The 17,406-nt window shown below is 68.3% G+C and carries 16 protein-coding genes; 8 read left to right on the top strand and 8 right to left on the bottom strand.

Annotated elements, in window-relative coordinates; all coding sequences use genetic code 11:
- Positions 1 to 2: 2 nt before the first annotated feature.
- Positions 3 to 770 carry an enoyl-CoA hydratase/isomerase family protein gene (locus HWV07_RS10325; protein WP_178334221.1) on the top strand — a complete coding sequence of 256 codons (768 nt, stop codon included), beginning with the start codon at positions 3 to 5 and terminating at the stop codon, positions 768 to 770.
- Between the two features lie 124 nt (positions 771 to 894).
- On the top strand, positions 895 to 1,971 hold the full coding sequence (locus HWV07_RS10330) for a PGF-CTERM sorting domain-containing protein (RefSeq protein ID WP_178334222.1): 1,077 nt from the start codon (positions 895 to 897) through the stop codon (positions 1,969 to 1,971).
- Between the two features lie 116 nt (positions 1,972 to 2,087).
- Here HWV07_RS10330 and HWV07_RS10335 read toward each other — a convergent pair whose 3' ends face one another.
- Both HWV07_RS10335 and HWV07_RS10340 read right to left on the bottom strand, forming a co-directional pair.
- Positions 2,088 to 3,308 (bottom strand): acyl-CoA dehydrogenase family protein, encoded by a 1,221-nt coding sequence (locus HWV07_RS10335; RefSeq protein WP_246279743.1) that lies wholly within the window; start codon positions 3,306 to 3,308, stop codon positions 2,088 to 2,090.
- 1 nt (position 3,309) lies between these two features.
- A complete protein-coding gene (locus HWV07_RS10340; protein WP_178334223.1) occupies positions 3,310 to 3,879 on the bottom strand; it encodes an SCP2 sterol-binding domain-containing protein in 570 nt (189 codons plus the stop codon).
- Positions 3,880 to 4,159: 280 nt separating this feature from the next.
- Between HWV07_RS10340 and HWV07_RS10345 the strand changes: the two genes are divergently transcribed.
- From HWV07_RS10345 to HWV07_RS10355, 3 genes are all read left to right on the top strand, one after another.
- Positions 4,160 to 4,810: a helix-turn-helix domain-containing protein gene (locus HWV07_RS10345; protein ID WP_178334224.1), complete on the top strand. Its 651-nt coding sequence runs from the start codon at positions 4,160 to 4,162 to the stop codon at positions 4,808 to 4,810.
- Positions 4,811 to 4,944: 134 nt separating this feature from the next.
- A complete protein-coding gene (locus HWV07_RS10350; RefSeq protein ID WP_178334225.1) occupies positions 4,945 to 5,178 on the top strand; it encodes a hypothetical protein in 234 nt (77 codons plus the stop codon).
- 55 nt (positions 5,179 to 5,233) lie between these two features.
- A complete protein-coding gene (locus HWV07_RS10355) occupies positions 5,234 to 6,889 on the top strand; it encodes an AMP-binding protein (RefSeq protein ID WP_178334226.1) in 1,656 nt (551 codons plus the stop codon).
- 112 nt (positions 6,890 to 7,001) lie between these two features.
- Here the strand turns inward: HWV07_RS10355 and HWV07_RS10360 are convergent, their stop codons facing one another.
- Both HWV07_RS10360 and HWV07_RS10365 read right to left on the bottom strand, forming a co-directional pair.
- The gene (locus HWV07_RS10360; RefSeq protein WP_178334227.1) at positions 7,002 to 7,547 is read right to left on the bottom strand and encodes an SCP2 sterol-binding domain-containing protein; all 546 of its coding nucleotides are present in this window, start codon (positions 7,545 to 7,547) and stop codon (positions 7,002 to 7,004) included.
- A gap of 404 nt (positions 7,548 to 7,951) precedes the next feature.
- A complete protein-coding gene (locus tag HWV07_RS10365) occupies positions 7,952 to 8,503 on the bottom strand; it encodes a hypothetical protein (RefSeq protein ID WP_178334228.1) in 552 nt (183 codons plus the stop codon).
- Positions 8,504 to 8,976: 473 nt separating this feature from the next.
- On the opposite strand from HWV07_RS10365, the gene HWV07_RS10370 reads away from it, so the two are divergent.
- The gene (locus HWV07_RS10370) at positions 8,977 to 9,330 is read left to right on the top strand and encodes a hypothetical protein (RefSeq protein WP_178334229.1); all 354 of its coding nucleotides are present in this window, start codon (positions 8,977 to 8,979) and stop codon (positions 9,328 to 9,330) included.
- 121 nt (positions 9,331 to 9,451) lie between these two features.
- Here the strand turns inward: HWV07_RS10370 and HWV07_RS10375 are convergent, their stop codons facing one another.
- The gene (locus HWV07_RS10375; RefSeq protein WP_178334230.1) at positions 9,452 to 10,558 is read right to left on the bottom strand and encodes a GNAT family N-acetyltransferase; all 1,107 of its coding nucleotides are present in this window, start codon (positions 10,556 to 10,558) and stop codon (positions 9,452 to 9,454) included.
- Positions 10,555 to 11,487 carry a polysaccharide deacetylase family protein gene (locus HWV07_RS10380; RefSeq protein ID WP_178334231.1) on the bottom strand — a complete coding sequence of 311 codons (933 nt, stop codon included), beginning with the start codon at positions 11,485 to 11,487 and terminating at the stop codon, positions 10,555 to 10,557. The genes HWV07_RS10375 and HWV07_RS10380 overlap by 4 nt, the downstream gene beginning before the upstream one ends.
- 219 nt (positions 11,488 to 11,706) lie before the next feature.
- Between HWV07_RS10380 and HWV07_RS10385 the strand changes: the two genes are divergently transcribed.
- Together HWV07_RS10385 and HWV07_RS10390 are read left to right on the top strand one after the other, a co-directional pair.
- Positions 11,707 to 13,776 (top strand): lipopolysaccharide biosynthesis protein, encoded by a 2,070-nt coding sequence (locus HWV07_RS10385; RefSeq protein ID WP_211694102.1) that lies wholly within the window; start codon positions 11,707 to 11,709, stop codon positions 13,774 to 13,776.
- A 139-nt stretch (positions 13,777 to 13,915) separates the two neighbouring features.
- Positions 13,916 to 15,037: a sugar-transfer associated ATP-grasp domain-containing protein gene (locus HWV07_RS10390; protein WP_178334232.1), complete on the top strand. Its 1,122-nt coding sequence runs from the start codon at positions 13,916 to 13,918 to the stop codon at positions 15,035 to 15,037.
- 222 nt (positions 15,038 to 15,259) lie between these two features.
- Here the strand turns inward: HWV07_RS10390 and HWV07_RS10395 are convergent, their stop codons facing one another.
- Together HWV07_RS10395 and HWV07_RS10400 are read right to left on the bottom strand one after the other, a co-directional pair.
- A complete protein-coding gene (locus tag HWV07_RS10395; protein ID WP_178334233.1) occupies positions 15,260 to 15,541 on the bottom strand; it encodes a DUF433 domain-containing protein in 282 nt (93 codons plus the stop codon).
- 167 nt (positions 15,542 to 15,708) lie between these two features.
- Positions 15,709 to 17,406: an asparagine synthase-related protein gene (locus HWV07_RS10400; protein ID WP_178334234.1), complete on the bottom strand. Its 1,698-nt coding sequence runs from the start codon at positions 17,404 to 17,406 to the stop codon at positions 15,709 to 15,711.

The raw sequence follows: 17,406 nt of genomic DNA on the forward strand, positions 1-17,406 counted from the left end.
GTATGAGCGTCGAGCTGACGCGCGACGGCAGCATCGCCACCATCACCATCTCCAACCCCGACCGGAAGAACGCGGTCGACGCGCCGACGTCCGAGCAGATGGCCGACTACGTCCACGAGGTCGCCTACGACGACGACGTCCGCTGCGTCGTGGTCACCGGCGAGGGCGACGCCTTCTGCTCCGGGCTGGACCTGGCCGGCGACATGGGCATCGGCAGCCCAGCCGCCGAACTGGAGATCGGCCTCAACGCCATCGCCCAGGGGCTGATGCGCATGGAGAAGCCAACGATCGCGCGGGTCCGGGGCGCGGCGGTCGGCGCCGGCGCGTCGCTGGCGACCGCCTGCGACTTCGTCTACGTCGAGGAGGGCGCGTTCTTCGAGTGGGGGTTCACCAACATCGGACTCGCGCCCGACACCGGCGCGACGTACGTCCTGCCGCGGCTGGTCGGCGTCCGGAAGGCCCTGGAGTTGCTGATCACCGGCGACCGCATCTCCGCCGAGAAGGCCGTCGACCTCGGCGTCGCCAACGAGGTCGTCCCCGCCGAGGAGTTCGACGACCACGTCGACGAGCGGGCCGAGACGCTGGCCGGCCGGCCGACGCTGGCCGTCGCGGCCGCCAAGCGGCTCGTCTACCGGAGCCACCAGCGCGCGATGGAGGAGACGCTCCGCGAGGAGGCCCTCGCCCAGGAGGACCTGATCGACAGCCAGGACTTCGCCGAGGGAGTCTCGGCGTTCATGGCCGACCGGGAGCCGGAGTTCGAGGGGCGGTAGCGGCTCCAACGACGTTCGGTGGACTCTCGTCGCCCCCGAATTTTCAGTTGGTTAGTGGTTGGTTATAAATAACCGTCAATCTACTGCGTTAAAGTTGTCCACACTTCCCGAGTGGGTCCCCTCGATGGACTCCGATAGACGAGACTGGGGGGCGGCGGCGCTGTCGCTCGCCACGGTCGTATCGCTGATCGCCGGCGTGGCCGTCCTGGGGGTCGCGCCGGTCGCCGCCGACCAGCACACCAAGGACTCGGCCGAGGACTACACCGAGGAGTCGAACTACACGGTGACGTTCCCGAACCCGACCGACCACTACCCCGGCGACCAGAACGCCGAGAACGGCAGCATCAGGTACTTCTTCGCCGGCGAGGACGCCTTCCGCGAGATCGACGCCGAGGAGGGGGCGTTCATCCACTACGTCATCCTGGACGCCGACTGGATCGACTACTCCACCTGCAGCGTCGACAACACGGCCGCATTCGGCATCGACCGCGGCGGCGACAACTCGGGGACCCGGACCGACCAGGACCTCGTCAGCCGCCGGAAGGACGACAACTTCCGCGACGACGGGCTGACCATCGAGTTCTACACCCACGGCGACCTCGGCGGCGACCCGCCCTACATGGCCCCCGAGGACGCCATCGTCGCCCAGCAGGGCGTCGGCTCCGCCGGCGGTCCCTGCCTGACGCTCACCGACGAACCGGGCTGGTACCAGCTCCAGGGATTCCTCAACGGCACCGAGGCCGACAACGGTCCCGACGAACGCCCGTCGGACGACGCCAGGCACGCCGGCGGCACCGCCAACTCCAACTACCTCTACGTCTGCGAGTGCGACAGCCGCGCCGAGGCCGAGGAGCGACTCGGCCCGGCGCCCGGCGACGACACCGGGTCCGACCCCGCGCCGACGTCCACGCCGACGCCGGCCCCCGCGACGGCGACCCCGTCGTCCGATCCGGGCGAGACCGACACCCCGGCGGCGACGGACGGGTCGACGACCACGCAGACCCTCGAACCCGCCGGTACTGACGGCGGCGCCGATACGGAGACCCCCACGGGGACCTCCGTACCCGAATCGGAACCCGCCTCTGGCGACAACGTCGACGATGACGAGAGCACGCCGACCCCGGGCGACGGACCCGGCTTCACCGGCCTCGCCGGCGTGCTGGCGCTGCTGGCCGCTGCGCTGCTCGTCCGGCGACCCTAGGTGGAACGAATTCGCGACCGAGTCTTCTCGCGTTCCGTTCCGGACCCACGGCTGGTGTGGAATTCCCGGTCGATATCACTCGCCGACGGTCGTCGCGAAGAAGGGAGAGCCGGCGTCTAGTACGCCGAGTAGCCGGTCAGTTCCTTGCCGACGACGAGCTTCTGGATCTCGGTGGTGCCGTCGGGGATGGTCATGACGCTGGCGTCGCGGTAGTAGCGCTCGAGGCGGTTCTCCTTCTTCAGGCCCTCGCCGCCGTGTAGCTGCAGGGCGTTGTAGGTGGCGTCGACCGAGCGCTCGGAGGTGTAGCCCTTCGCCAGCGAGGAGATGAGGCGGGCGCGGTCGTCGCCGCGCTTGAGCATCTCCAGGGCGTGCCGGGAGAGCTGCCGGGAGGTCTCCAGATCCCGGAGGATCTCGTAGAGCTTCTCCTGGACGAGCTGGTTCTCGCCGATGGGCTTGCCGAAGGTCTCCCGCTCGTGGACGTAGTCGAGCGCCTCGTCGAAGGCGGCCTGCATGATGCCGACGGCCATGAACGACATCCCGGTCCGCATGAACGAGAACGTCGCGTTGAGCGCCTTCTGCTGGAAGAACAGGTTGGCGACGGACTCCGGGAACGGGACGATCTCCTGGATGTCCTTGCCGTCCTTCAGCGCGTTGCCGACGATGTTCGACAGGCGGTTGTCCTCGGGGATGCGGACGTCGTCGAAGTACATCCGGCCGTTGCGGACGCCGGTCCAGCCCATCTTCTCCATCGTCTCGGTCTCGAACGGCGAGTTCTCCTGGTCGACCAGGAACATGTCCTGGGTGTCGGCCTCGTCGTCGTGGGCGATGACGAGCGCCACGTCGGCGATGGGAGCGTTGCCGACCCACGCCTTCTTGCCGTTCAGGACGTACTCGTCGCCGTCCTTGTAGGCGACCGTGTTGGGCCGGGCGGTGTCGGAGCCGCCCTCGGGCTCGGTGACGGCGAGACAGCCGATGCACTCGCCGGTCTCGAGCTTCGAGAGCATCGCGTCCTGGGTCTCGTCGGCGGCGTGCTGGACGAACACCGACGGGAAGGACATCTGCAGGGCGACGTTGAGGCTCGGCCAGATCTTCGAGACCTCCTCGGAGACGATGGCGAACCGCTCGAGGTTTCCGAAGTACTGCTCGGCGACGCCCGGCTCGAAGCCGATGTCCAGCTCCCGCAGGACGCCGGTGTACTCGATGAACTCCTCGCGGGTCAGCGGCTCGCGGTCGGCCTCGTCGACGACGGGCTCGATCTCCTCCTGCAGGAGCGCTCGCAGCTCCCGGCGGAACTCCCCGCCGTCCTCGTCGTACATCCCGCCGTGCTCGTAGTCCATCTTACGACTCGGAGGGGATGTTGTCGGAGAGGTTGCTCATGACCGGCGCCAGCTGGGTGCCCTGCGCGACCGGGCCGTCCATCTCGTACTGCTGGCTCATGAAGCCCTGGACGGGGTCGACGGAGCCCGTCATCAGGCCCACGAGGTTGTTGGCGGGACCGGTGATCTCCAGGGTCGGGTCGTCGAGGTGGCCGGCGCCGCCGGTGATGGTCTGGGCGGAGCCGTCGACCTCGAGGTGGCCCGTCATCGGCGCGTCGTCGGCCTCGAAGTTGACGGTGATGTCCTGGGCGATCTCCTCCTGGACCTCCGGGGACTGCTCGACGAGGACCTCCATCCCCGTCCACAGCAGGTCCTGGAACTGGTCGGCCGTCTGGGGGTTCTCCTCGACGAACTCCGCGATGTCGAGTTCCTCCATGCGGCCGACGAGACGGCCGAACAGCTCGGGGTTGGCCTCGACCAGTTCGCGGACCTGGCCGTCGACCTCGTCGAGCAGCTCCGGCATGTCCTCGGCGAGTTCGTCCTGGTCCTTGTCGAGCGATTCCTCGATCCTGGATTCGATGTCGTCTGTCATAGGTACGTAGTCGGGGTCGGACCCCGTCTACCCGGTACTTTCTCGGATTCGTCCCTGTCGGTTGCCCCTCCCATGGGTGGATATTTATGACAGACCGCTGAGGCGCCGTCAGACGGGCGTTTCGGACGCTGGAACGGTCGCCGCCGAGAGTACAGTCCCGCTACCGGAGCGAAGCCACGCGGTAACGGCCGCGTCGGTCACGCCGGTCTCGCCCGGTCGCTTCCCGCCGGTCTCACCGTTGCCAAGTGTTTATATCCGGGAACCCCCTGTACCTTCTACCATGCGCTACGTCCGGACGGTCATCACCCCGCGCGAGGGCGGCCTCCACCCCGTCGACGAGATCCTGGCCGAGGAGCCGAACCTCAGCCGGGAGCTGCTCCACAACATCAGCCTGCTCGACGACGGGACCGCCATCACGCTCTTCCAGCTCTCCGGGGACGCCGACCGCGCCCGCGAGATCGCCGAGGAGTCCGAGGAGATCCTCGACTACCAGCTCTCGGAGGGGGAGAACCACATCACCATCTACTCGCACTTCGTGCCGAACCAGACCATCGTCGACCTCCTGGGGCTCTTCCGCGAGTACGAGCTCATCCTCGACATGCCGCTGGAGTACACCGCCGACGGCGGCCTCCGCGCCCACATCGTCGGCGAGGAGGACGTCATCCGGGAGGTCATCCCGCAGGTCCCCGACGGCATCGGCCTCAACCTCGAGCAGATCAGCGACTACGTCCCCGAGGAGGAGCGGCTCTTCGCGATGCTCACCGACCGCCAGCAGGAGACGCTGCAGGCGGCCCTCGAGGTCGGCTACTACGAGGTCCCGCGGCAGGCGACCCACCAGGACATCGCGGACTTCCTCGACCGCTCGGACGGCACCGTCGGCGAGCACCTCCGGAAGATCGAGGCGAAGGTGATGGCCGCCATCGCGCCGTAGCGTCGGCCGGACCGACGTCGACCCGACCAATCGACCGACGCATCGGGACCGGCTCACGACTATAGAGCGCTATTGTCCGTCACCTCGTCCTCCTAGCAGCCGTTTTCCCGCCGGCGCTCCGATCCTCGATCGTGATGGGAGCCCCAAGCTTCGCGGCGGTCGCGACGGACGCCCTGCTCGTCTCGCTGGCCGACCCCCACCTGCTGGTGCTCGGCGTGCTGGTCGGCGCGTGGGTCGTCGACAAGCTGCTGGCCGCGGTGGCTCACCTGGAGGGGGCCGGTCCCGGGAACGCGCCGGAGAGAACGGCTCGACGGGGCGAACCCGACGCCGTCGGCGACGACGGGCGGCGCCCGTCGGGCGCCGAATAAACGCCCTCCCATACGAGTACGTAGGGTTTCCGGGAGCGGGACGCATCCACAGTGTATGAGCCAGTCCCGCCCGTGGCACCGCGAGTACGAGGATTACGGCATCGAGGAGACGCTCGAACCGTACCCCGACCACCCCGTCCACCAGTTCCTCTACGACGCCGCCGAGCAGTACCCCGAGCAGGGGGTCGTCCAGGCCGACCGGAAGATCACCTACCCGGAGCTCCTCGAGGACGTCGAGGCGCTCGCGGCCGCGCTGCAGGCCCGCGGCGTCGAGAAGGGCGGCCGCGTCGCCACGGTGCTGCCGACGTCCGCGCAGTTCGTCGTCGCCAGCAACGCCATCTCGCGGGCCGGCGGCGTCCACATCCCCAACGACTTCCTCGACTCCGACGAGGACCTCGTCTACCGGCTCGAGCAGAGCGAACCCAACGTCCTCGTCGGCCACGACGAGCACCGCGACCTCCTCGAGACGCTCCGCGACGAGGTCGGCATCGACCACCTCGTCCTCACCACGCTGGACGACTACGCCGGCGACCCGCCCGAGCACGACCCCGTCGACGGCGCCGAGTGGCTCCCCGACCTGCTGGCCGAGGGCGGCGAGCCCGACGACGTCGACCTCGCGCCCGACGACACCCACACCATCCTCTTCACCGGCGGCACGACCGGGAAGCCGAAGGGGTGTCTGCTGACCCACCGCAACCTCGTCGCCAACGCCCTCCAGCCGATCGCCGCCCAGGGGCGGCTCCCCGACCTGATGCGGGGCTCCGAGGCCGGCGTGATGGCGCTGCCGATGTACCACTCCTACGGCTACTCCGTGGCCAACATGCTCGTCGCGCTCGGCCTCGACGTCCTGCTCGTCCCCGACGCCCGCGACACCGACCGGATCCGCTCGCACATCGCCGAGCACGAGCCGCTCATCATGTTCGGCGTCCCGACGCAGTTCATGCAGATCGTCGAGGAGGAACTCGAACACGACGTCATCGGCCTCTCCGGCTCCGCGCCGCTGGCCGGCGAGACCAAGGACCGCTTCGACGAGCAGTCCTCCGGCATCTCCCAGGGGTACGGCCTCTCGGAGATGTCGCCGATCACCCACTTCGACATCTCCGGCATCCAGGAGGCGCTGACCGGCCGGCCGGCCGACGACCTCGGCTTCGACCAGCCCTCCATCGGCGTCCCCGTCCCCGACACCGACGTGAAGCTCCTCGACGTCGACAGCGGCGAGGAGATCCCCCTCGAGGAGGCCATCGAGGAGGAGCGCGAGGGCGAGATGCTCCTGAACGGCCCCCAGCGGATGAAGGGCTACCTGAACGCCGACGACCCCTTCGACGAGGACGGCTTCGTCGCCACCGGCGACGTCGCCAAGATCGACCCCAAGGGCCGCTTCTACGTCGTCGACCGCGTGAAGAACATGATCAACGTCTCGGGGCTGAAGGTCTACGCCGAGGAGGTCGACGAGGAGCTGTTCGGGATGGACGGAGTGCGCCGGCCCGCGACCGTCGGCATCCCGGACCCCGACCGCCCGGGCAGCGAGCGCGTGAAGATCTACGTCGAGACCGAGGACGGCGCCGACGTCTCCGCAGACGACGTCCGCGAGTACCTCGACGGCCGGGTGCCCCGACAGGCCGTCCCCGACGAGGTCGAGTTCGTCGACGAGGTGCCGCTGACCGACATCGGGAAGACCGACCGGCAGGAACTGAAGGCCCGCGCCGAGTAGGCAGATACCGGGTCCGCCGTCCGTTCGCGAACCGTAGTCTGGTTCTGGCGTTATCGGTGACGCAGGACTCACTACCTGGCGATCGTCGAAGACGGAGAAGGGGCGGAGAGCGTTACTGCTCGAACTCTTCGTCGGCGAACTTGGCGTCGATGTCAGCGGCCGTATCGGTCAGCAGGACCGCGGACTGGGAGTACTGCATGACCTTCTGCATGTCGCCGTCGATCTCGAACTGGCCGGACATCATGCCGTCGACGACGCCGATGTCGCCGCGCATGAGCTGCTTCCAGGTGTCGCTGTCGGCCGAGAGGACGAAGCCGACGTCTACCTCGTCCTTGTCCTCGACGAGCTCGGCGCCGGTGCACTTGCCGCCCTCGAGGCCGAGGTACCCGTAGCCGACGTAGGAGCCGTTCTCCTCGTTGACGTACCGTTCGAGGTCCTCCCGGAGCTCCTCGGGCATCGCCTCGGTGTCCATCTGGTCGATGGGCATGTCGCGCATCTCGAAGATGAAGTCGCCGTTGAAGTCGGTCCCCCAGTCGGAGGCCTGCTCGGCGTACTCCTCGTTCTCGTTGATGCGCTGCTCGTAGATAGCGAACCACTTCTGGCTCGGGAAGTAGACGGTCTCGCCCGCCGCGTCGACGTCGGTGTCGGATTGTGACATCGTAACGTGCGAATATTCGCCGCGGCCCGATTGACCCTGTCTCCGGTAATCCGAGGTGGTTTTTAATTATATACCCAGCTGGGCGACACGTCTAGTCATCCGGAAAGTACGTCGACAGAGACCGACCCGACGGACCGTTAGTTGTGCCCACCACTCGCAATCCGAAGATAGCCGCTAGAGCCGTTCTATCGTCCCATTCCGTCCTCGAGCGACAGGGAGAACCAAATATATTGGGCAGTACACTAAACACCGACACGTGCCTCCGACCAGATGGTCGGTTCCACCGCGGCGGTCGTCTCCCACAATGGCCGGCTGTTCGCCTCTGACATAACCGAACGCCGCGCCGCCGTGGCACGGAGCCGACGGCGTTTCCTGCCGACGCTCACCGTACAGCCGCGCAGCCGTCACTCCTCCAGTTCCTCGATGACCTCGGTGGCCAGCCGGATCCGGCGGACGTCGGCGTCGATGGGCGCGCGGAGCGCGTTCTTCAGCGTGCGCTCACGGGACCATCCGACCACGTGCCGCTCGAAGGTCTCCAGGTCGACGCCGAACCGATCGCGGGCGTAGCGGTCGGCGCGCTCGCGTTCGGCCCCGCCGGCCTCGACGTCGTCGTCCGAACCCGCTTTCTCGGCCCACTCTTCGATAGTCTCCGCCCACGCGGCGTCGCTCTTGCCGGCGTGGGCGCGGGCCGCCTCGGCGTTCTCCAGGGCCTCCGGCGCCTGCTCGGCGGCGTAGAACCCCCAGAGGTCGTCCTGGAAGTGGTGCTCGACGAGCAGGCAGAGCTCCTCAACCCGTTCCTCGACCGGCTGGCGGTCGGTCGGCGGATCGACGCCCAGCGCCTCGTAGTGGTCTTGCACCGCGTCGTGGAGGTCCCGCTCCATCCCGGCGAGCGCGGTGGCGACCGCGCGGACCTCGTCGGTCTCCCCGGCGCCGCCGAAGAGGTCGAGCAGGTTCATACGCGCACCGTACCGCCAGGACGGTTTTTATTCCTTCCACTCGGCGGCCACGCCCCGTATAAACGTGAGGTTACCGCGCGCTCTCGCCGGCTGGCCGGGGCTACGTCCCCGCCGAGTCACGGTCTAGCACGCGAGCGGGCGTTCGCGAGCGAGGCGGCGAGAGCCGCCGCTTACCACGCCGGTCGTGACAACCAAAGCGGTATATCGTGGCCATTCTCGTGGTAAATTACCGGGAGTATCCGGGCACTACGGCGGCGAACGAACGGGATGTTCCAGCACTCCGAGTAACCCTCTTTTTCTACCGAACGTAGGTTATATACGATATTTTTATCTAATTTGACCAGTTATGAGGTTGTTTTCATCCGATTTACAGCCCAGTTTCGCCCGGTTTCCGGAGGCGGGAACAGTTCACGGGAGTCTACGCGAGATATAACGAATAACCCTCGACACCGTACGTAGGGTGGGTACAACCCATGAAAGACACAATCGACACGCGGCGACGGAAGTTCATCACTGCAGTCGGCGTTGCGGGTGCGGTCGGTCTCGCGGGTTGCGGCGACTCCGGCAACGGCAATGGCAACGGCGAGGGTACCGAGACCGAAGACGGCGGTCTGGGCGGCGGCGACAACGAGACCGAGACCGAAGAAGGTGGGTTCGGGAACGACACCGAGAACGGCACCGAGAACGACACCGACTCCGGTCTCGGGAACGACACCGAGAACGGCACCGAGAACGACACCGACTCCGGTCTCGGGAACGATACCAACACCACGGACGACGGCATGGGTAACGACACGAACAGCACGGACAACGAGTCCGACTTCTAACGTCTGACTGACCGTCGTCGAGTGCCGCACACTCGACGAGAGTTCCTCTTTTCGACGCGGATCGACGAGAACAGCCCGTCGTCTCTCCGTCGGCTAACCACACCAACCAGCTACCCGGTGCTCAGGCCGAATCCAGTTCGGCGAAGGTGAGCCGCCAGCTCCCCGGGTCCCGGAGGTCGTAGCCGTCGAGGGTCCAGTCGGCGTCGCCGATCGGCCGGGCGACCATCGTGGTCGTCGAGGAGACCGGCGACAGCGGCGGCGACGTGTCCGGGAGGAACCCGAACCGGCGGAGGACGGAATCGGGGAGCCCGCCCCGGACCGCGACGAGGGGAGCGTCGGCGTGGTCCGCGAGGACCGACGCGAGCAGGGCGGCGTACGCCTCGTTCCGGTCGCTCGAGGCGCCGACCGCCAGCGCGTCCAGGATCCGTACCGTCGTTACGCTGCCCCTGTGGGCCCGCGCGACGACGAGCGCCGCGGTCGGCTCGCCGCTCCGGTCGGCGACGTACGTCTCGTAGGTCCAATCGGGGGCCGCGAGGCGCCACTCGTAGAACGTCTCGTCGCGGAGCGCGTGGATGCCGTCCGCGTGCCCGCCGGCACGTTCAGTCGCGTGCCCGCCGGCATGTTCGGTTCGATAAAGCGCCGCGAGCGTCTCCGGAGCGCTCTCCTGCCGGCTGACGGCGAGGTCGGCTCCGGCGGCGTCCGGGGTCCGGAAGCGGTAGAACGTATCCGCTGCGGCCTGCAGCGCGGACGCCAGCGGCGCCGGGACCGCGTCCGTCAGCGCGGCGGGGTCGTGGACGCGGTAGTGGGTCGTGAGGTCGCCGACGACCTCCCAGCCCAGCTTCAGGTTGGCGGGCAGGGACATATGGTTGGGGAAGTTGAAGCAGAACGCCGGCGCCCGGTCGGCGTACCTCGACAGCGCGTCGCGGGTCATCCGCGAGAAGAGCCCCTGCCGGCGGTGGTCCGGGTGGACCATCGCGTCCGACGGCTGCAGCGCCAGGCGGGCCGTCTCGCCGGTGGCCATCCGCAGCGCGAAGAACGACCGGGCGCCGACCAGCTCCCCGTCCCGGTAGGCGACGACGATGGCCGGCTCGTCGACGTAGGGGTTGTCGGCGCCGTACTTCCACTCGAACCACGCCGGGTCGCGGTCGGCGTCGAGGACCGTCTCGTAGAGGTCGAGGTACGCCGCCCGGTCGTCCGACCGGAACGGCCGTATCTCGTAGTCCGTCATACGGTGGGCGTCGACGCGTCCGCACGCACTCGCTCGGCGACCGCCGCCATCGTCTCGACGGTCAGGTCCGACCGGGCCCGGACGTCGTCGACGTGCTCGAGGATGCGCTCGACGCGGTCGACGGCGCTGTCCTCGACGAGGTTGTTCGGGTGGAGCCAGAGGTGGTAGACGCCGTCCTGCTCGGCCGCGGCCTCGATGCCCCGCTTGGCGCGGTCGAGGACGGGGTCGAACCCGGCGCGGTGCAACGCCCGTCTCGGCGTGCCGTCGACGTCGAAGAGGTACAGCGACGCGGGCACGTCGACGAGACCGTGCTCGTCGATCGACGGTTCGACGAGTCGCGGCCGTCCGCCGACGGCCCCGGAGAGCAGCTTCCGTGCGGGCTCGACCGGCGTCCCGTCGTACGGGAGGTCGGGGCCGTGACCCCGGTAGCAGGTGAACCCGTACTCGCCGAGCAGGTCGCAGTGGCCGATCACGTTCCCTGGGTGGACGAACGACTCCAGGTCCAGGCCGCGTTCGGCGGCGGCCTCGGCGGTCGCCGCGATCTCCGCGCGGGCGATCTCCCGGTCCAGGTCCGGGTTCAACTGCCGGTGGGAGAAGCTGTGGCCGCCGATGTCGTGCTCGACCGGGGAGTCGAGGAGCGCGTCGACGAGGCCGTCGGCGAACCACCGGCTGCTGGTCGACGCCGGGCCGCCGGGGTCGGCATCGAACCAGCCGTCCAGCGAGGGGTGTTCGGGGTGTTCGCCCTCGCAGTCGGCGAGGAACAGGTGGCCGACGATCGCCCAGGTCGCTGGGATATCGTACCGGTCGAAGCGATCCAGGAGCGTCCGCCAGCCGTCGCGGGCACTCTCCACGCGATCCGTGGGGACGGACTCGAAGTCGTGGGACCCCCAGGCGAGTTCGGCGTCGACCGAGATGACGACAGTGGCCATTGGATTCCGTGAAGACCTCCGCGGGGCTAGATAATAGCGACCGCGACCGTTCAATTCCTGTCGCCTCCGTAACAACCCGATAACCGGCTCCGACCCCGCTGTGGGGTGGTTTCCTCGTCGGCCTTGGGACCGCCAACCGCTTAACGCACGGATAATAAGAAGACCTAACGACGTAGTCGGGGTCGGCTACCGGCCGCGGTGCCACCGACACGACAGCACATGAAACGGAGTCTCGCGACGGGCGTCCTGTCCGTCTTCGGCGGCAAGGTCGCGATGTTCGTCGTCACCCTCGTGACGACGCCCATCCTGGTGCGGTACCTCGGTAGCAGTCGCTACGGCGACTACGCCTTCCTCATGTCGGTGTTCGCCATCCTGATGATCCTGGTCAGTTCGGGCGTCGGCGACGGCGTCCGGAAGTTCGTCGTCGAGGAGCGCTCGATCCCGAACTGGGAGTCCCACGTCGTCGGGTTCTACGTCCGACACGCCGCGCTGCTGGCGGTCGCCGGCAGCGCCGTCATCACGCTGCTGGCGGTCAGCGGCCTCGTCGGCCGGTTCGTCGACGAGTCCCTCGAGGTCTACTTCTACCTGCTGGCCGCGATGGTCTTCGCCGCGCAGTTCCGCGAACTCGTCCGCCGGACCCTGATGGGCTTCGGCAAGGAGCACTACGCCGAGGTCCTCCGGGTGGTCCGGAACCTCGGCTTCGCCCTCTTCGGCGTCGGGCTGGTCGTCCTCGGCTACGGCGTCGCCGGTGTCCTCGTCGGCCAGATCATCTCCAGTTCCCTCGTCGCGGTCGTCGGACTGGCGGTCGTCAACCGCCACGTGTCGCTGACCTGCGTCTTCGACCGGGTCCCCGAGGAGTTCCCGACGCGGGAGATGCTGACGTTCAACGGCTACACCATCGTCTTCATCCTGCTCCTGACGTCGCTGTACCACGTCGACCTGCTGATGCTGCGGCCGATGGCCGGCAGCTCACAGACCGGCTACTACAAGGGCGCGCTCGCGCTCGCGGAGTTCCTCTGGTTCGCGCCGGTCGCCCTCCAGACGGTGTTCGTCCACTCCACCTCGGAGCTGTGGTCGAAGGGGCGCACCGAGAAGATCAGCGAACTGGCCTCGCGGACGACCCGCTTTACGTTCCTCCTGACGGCGCTGCTGGCGATCGGCATCGCCGCGCTCGCGGACGTCTTCGTACCCCTGTACTACGGCGAGGAGTTCACGCCGGCCGTCGAGCCGCTGTTGCTGTTGCTCCCGGGCGCCCTCGGCTTCGCCGTCGCCCGCCCCATCTTCGCCATCGGCCAGGGGAAGGGCGACATGCGCGCGCTCGTCGCCGCGACCGGCGGCGCCGCCCTGGTCAACGTGATCCTCAACCTCCTGCTCATCCCGCGGTACGGGATGTCCGGCGCCGCCGTCGCCACGAGCGTCGGGTACGCGTCGATGCTCGTCGTCCACGTCGCCGCGGCCCGCGTCGTCGGGTTCGACCCGCTCGAGGACATCCGGCCGGTCCGCGTCGGCGCGACGGTCGCGATCTCGGCGGCGGCCATCGTCGGCCTCGCCGGGCTCATCGAGAACCCCTGGGTCGCCCTCCTGGCGGTCCCGCCGGCCGGGTTCCTCCTGTTCGCCGCGCTCGCGGTCGGCACCCGCGCGGTCGACACGGACGAACTCGCCTCGCTCGCCGATTCGCTGCCGTTCCCGCTCCCAACCATGTCAACGAAACCGTTCGGTTCACCGTCGACGGAACAGCTCGAGAACGTCCTGATGGTCCTCGGAGTCGTGCTGCTCGTCGCGGCGCTGGTCCTGGCGGCGCCGGTCGGCCTCGGTTCCCTCGGAGGGATGTTCGACGACGGCGACGGCTCCAACGGGGATACCGCGCCCGGCGCGACGGACACGCCGACGCCGTCCCAGGCTGGGACGCCCACGCCGACCCCCGACGGGGGCGAGACGCCGACGGCGACGCCCGGCGAGACGGACAGTCCGACCCCGACCCCGACCGAGACGCCCACACCGTCGCCGACAGCGACGCCGACGCCGACCGACGACGGCGGCGGGATCGACTTCCCGCCGACGACCGACACGCCGACGCCGGAGCCGACCCAAACGGCGACGCCGAGCCAGACGTCGACCCCGTCTTCGACACCCACGCCGACCCCGTCGGGGACGGCCACACCCACGCCGACGGAGTCCACCAGCCCGACGCCGACGGACAGTGGCGGGACCAACACGACGGCGTCGATGTTCGGTCCGGTCTCGTGGCTCGTCGACCACGCCGTCCGGCTGGTCGACGTCGTCCGGTAAGGTGGACGGCTCGAGGCGAAGGAGGGGCCGAACCGCCCGAATTCCGCAGGGAGCGTCGACGTGAACGCCGAGGAGGTTCGATTGTTCCCCGGGGTTAGGTGACCGATAAGGAAGGCTCGCGGGGCCGTCGTCCCAGGCGATGACCCTCCGAAGCATCTACCTCACCGGGACGAAGCTCCAACGGCTCGTCCGGTCGGAACTAGACACCCGGGAGACGTACGACCTGCCGCTCCGCCGGCGCCTGTGGCTGTGGCGTCGGGGGTTCCTCAGCCGCTCGGACTACCTCTACGACCTCGAGGGCGGCCGCCACCGCCAGTACCTCACGGACTTCGAGCGGTTCGTGCGGACGCCGCGGATCAACGGCGAGTGGACCGTCGCCCTCTCCAACAAGCTCGTCTTCCACTGGATGCTCGCGCCGTTCGACGAGCACCGCCCCGCCGTGTACGGGATGGTCCGGGACGGCCGGTTCCTCTCGGTCGGCGGCGACGCCGACACGAACGCCGGGGACCGGCACCCGATGCCCGCCGGCGGGGCCGTCACCACGGAGGACCAGGGCGACGCGACCGCCGAGGTCACCCGCCGACTCGAGCGAGAGGGGCGGCTCGTCCTGAAGTGGATCAAGGGCGGCGGCGGCCAGAACGTCTACCTCTGCTCGTACCGCGACGGCGACTACCGCGTCAACGGCGAAGCGAAGACCGCCGCCGAGTTCGACGACCTCGTCTCGGGCCTCGACGACTACCTCGTCTGCGAGCACGTCGAGCAGTTCGACTTCGGCGCGTCGATCTACCCGGAGACGACGAACACGCTGCGCATCATCACGATGTACGACGACGGCGAACCGTTCGTCCCCATCGCCATCCTCCGGACCGGGACCGACCGGTCGGCGCCGATGGACAACTTCTCGAAGGGCGGGCTCAGCGCCGAGATCGACGTGGAGACCGGGACGCTCGGCGCCGCGGCGCAGCTCCCGGAGGAGGACCTCGTCTTCCGATCGGAGCACCCCGACACCGGCGAGCAGATCGAGGGCGTCGAACTGCCCGGCTGGGAGGCCATCCGCGACGGCGTCCTCGAAATCGCGGCGGAGAACGCCCACGTCCCCTACGTCGGCTGGGACGTCGTCCCGACCGACGACTCCGGCGGCTTCCAGATCATCGAGGGGAACAGCTACCCCGGGGCGAAGTCGCTGCAGGTCCACCGCCCGCTGCTGGCCGACGACCGGGTCCGGGCCTTCTACGAGCAGCACGACGTCCTCGATCGGTGAACGCGGTCGTCCCTCTCGTACAGAACTGTTCGAATTTCGCTCCGTTCACAGCCAGTTCCGGCTGACGTACTCGAGGGTCACGTCCCGCAGCGATCGACTCGTCGTCGGTTCCGAAGCCGAGTTCGTCGACGTCGCCGATCCACTCGACGTCGTGGTCGAGCTTGCGGAGGTAATTGACAGTCGCGCGCTCGACGTTCTCGTCGGCCTGAATGCGATACCCCGTTAGCCGCGCACGTCGTCTGGAGCGATCGTCAGGTGCTCGTGCTCCTCGACGGCGGATCGACGCTCTCGCTCCACAGTACGCATCTCCTCGGGATTATCGTGGTAGTACGTGAGTGCCCGGTAGACGTCGGCGACGTCGAGGTCGTGCCGGTCGGCGACCGTCCTGAGTTCGAGCCCCCGCTCCTCGACCTGTTCTCTGAGAAAACGAACGGTGATTCGGCGACCCTCGAGATGTGGCTCGTCGTGTAGGTTCTGGACGATCCGCCTCGTCACCTGGCTCATACCTCGAGATATGCCGTCACCGTACTTGAACATCCGGGCCGATTCCAATCGGAGGGGTCAGAGCCGGCATATTCGGGTTACTCGAGAAGATTACGTACCGCCGAGTATCGGATTCTTCGTCTGTCGGCAGTGGAAATGAAATCGTCGAGCGAGGATAACGGACCACCTCACGCGCCCAGCGGCGCGACGCGGCGGTCGAACAGCGCGTCCGGCGTCACGGTGTTCTGCTCGACGGCGTCGAGCCAGCAGAGCACGTCGTGGAACCGGAGCTTGAACCGCGGGGAGTGGCCGTGGAGCCACGGCTGGTCCTCGAACAGCACGTCGTCGAGGCGGTTGTCGTCGTAGATCTCCCGGCGGTTCGGCCAGGGCGTCCCGAAGGGCTCCAGGCCGGGCAGCTTCTTGCGGAGGAACTTCTCGGCCTGGTTGAAGATGAACCGGTCGTGCGGGCGGTCCGGCGGCCGGACGTCCCGGACGTTGCTGTCCATCCGGTCGAGGGCCTCGAGGAACGTCCCGGTGTTGCGGTGCTCCGGCGGCGTCCGGAGGTGCCAGGAGACCAGATCGAGGTCGGCGGCGACGAACGACTCCTCGAAGGTGTCGATCAGGTGGTGGCGGAACGGCGCCGACGGGATGTTCTTCACGCCGAAGCGGTTGGCGGTGTCGTGGACCGACTGGCCCTTCCGCTTGCAGTCCTCGAACTCCCGCTGGATGGTGGCGTCGACGAACGACTCCGGGCCGTAGTCGACGACGCCCATCGCGCGGAACCGGTCGTGGACCGAGGCGGCCTCGGGCAGGTAGCCCATCTTCCGGGTGGCGAACTCCACGGGGTTGAAGTCGGAGGCGAGGCGGTTCAGGGGGAGGACCCGACCCATCACGTCGACGGTCTGCTGGGGGACGAAGTGCTCCCGCAGCAGGGAGTCGAACATCCAGCCGTGGAGCATCTTCCGGGTCCGCATCTCGGACTCGTAGCCCGCGTGGTGGATGTGCAGCGACTCCTTGATCCCGTGGGTGTAGTGGCACATCCCCGGGTCGGTGTTCAGGTACCGCTCGTCCGGCGGGAGCGCGACGTGCGGCGTGTCGTACTGCTCGGAGAGCTCGCGGGCCGCCCGGACCTCACCGGAGTCCTTCTCGCCGACGGTGTAGCAGACGTCGACGTCGGCCGCCGCCAGCAGCGACCGGGAGTCGTAGCCGGCGCTCAGCAGCAGGCCCGTCGAGCCGCGGTCGTCGGTGCGGCGGTCGATCGCCCGCTCCATCCGGTCGGCCAGCGCGGCCGCGTAGTCGAAGTCCTCCGGCTGGTAGACGAACCGGTCGAGGGTGTCGACGCCGTCCTCCCGGAGGACGCCGTCGAAGGGCACCCGCTGTAGCTCCTCGTACAGCGTCCCCGAACCGAGGACGACGCTCAGGTAGAGGTACTCCAGCAGGTTGTCGTGGTCGAGCGTCCGGTTGCGGACGGTCCGGGCGACGTTGACCGCGTCGGTGCCGAACACCGGCGACGACTCGGCGGTGTAGAAGCACTCCCGGGAGCGCAGCTGGTCGGTGACGACCGTCGCCTCGCCGTCGTACTCGAGGACGATGACGTAGGACCCGTTGAGGTCGGCGAGCGCACGCTCGCCGGTCGTCTGGTAGTGGTGGTAGACCCACCGCGCCGGGTCGGACTCGGCCCACTCGGGCGGGTACAGCTCGCCGAAGACGGCGCAGAAGCCGTCCTCGTCCTGGTAGGTGGCGCTCCGCTGAGGGCGGCCGAACGACCGATCGTTGATACCCACGGTCACGGCGTCGCCCTCGACGACCGCGTCGAAGGGCTCCGACGAGCGCAACCGCTCGAACCGGTCTCGCCCGCCGAAGACGCCGAATAGTTCGGTTGGCAT

The sequence above is a fragment of the Natronomonas salina genome, from assembly GCF_013391105.1.
GTDB lineage: Archaea > Halobacteriota > Halobacteria > Halobacteriales > Haloarculaceae > Natronomonas > Natronomonas salina.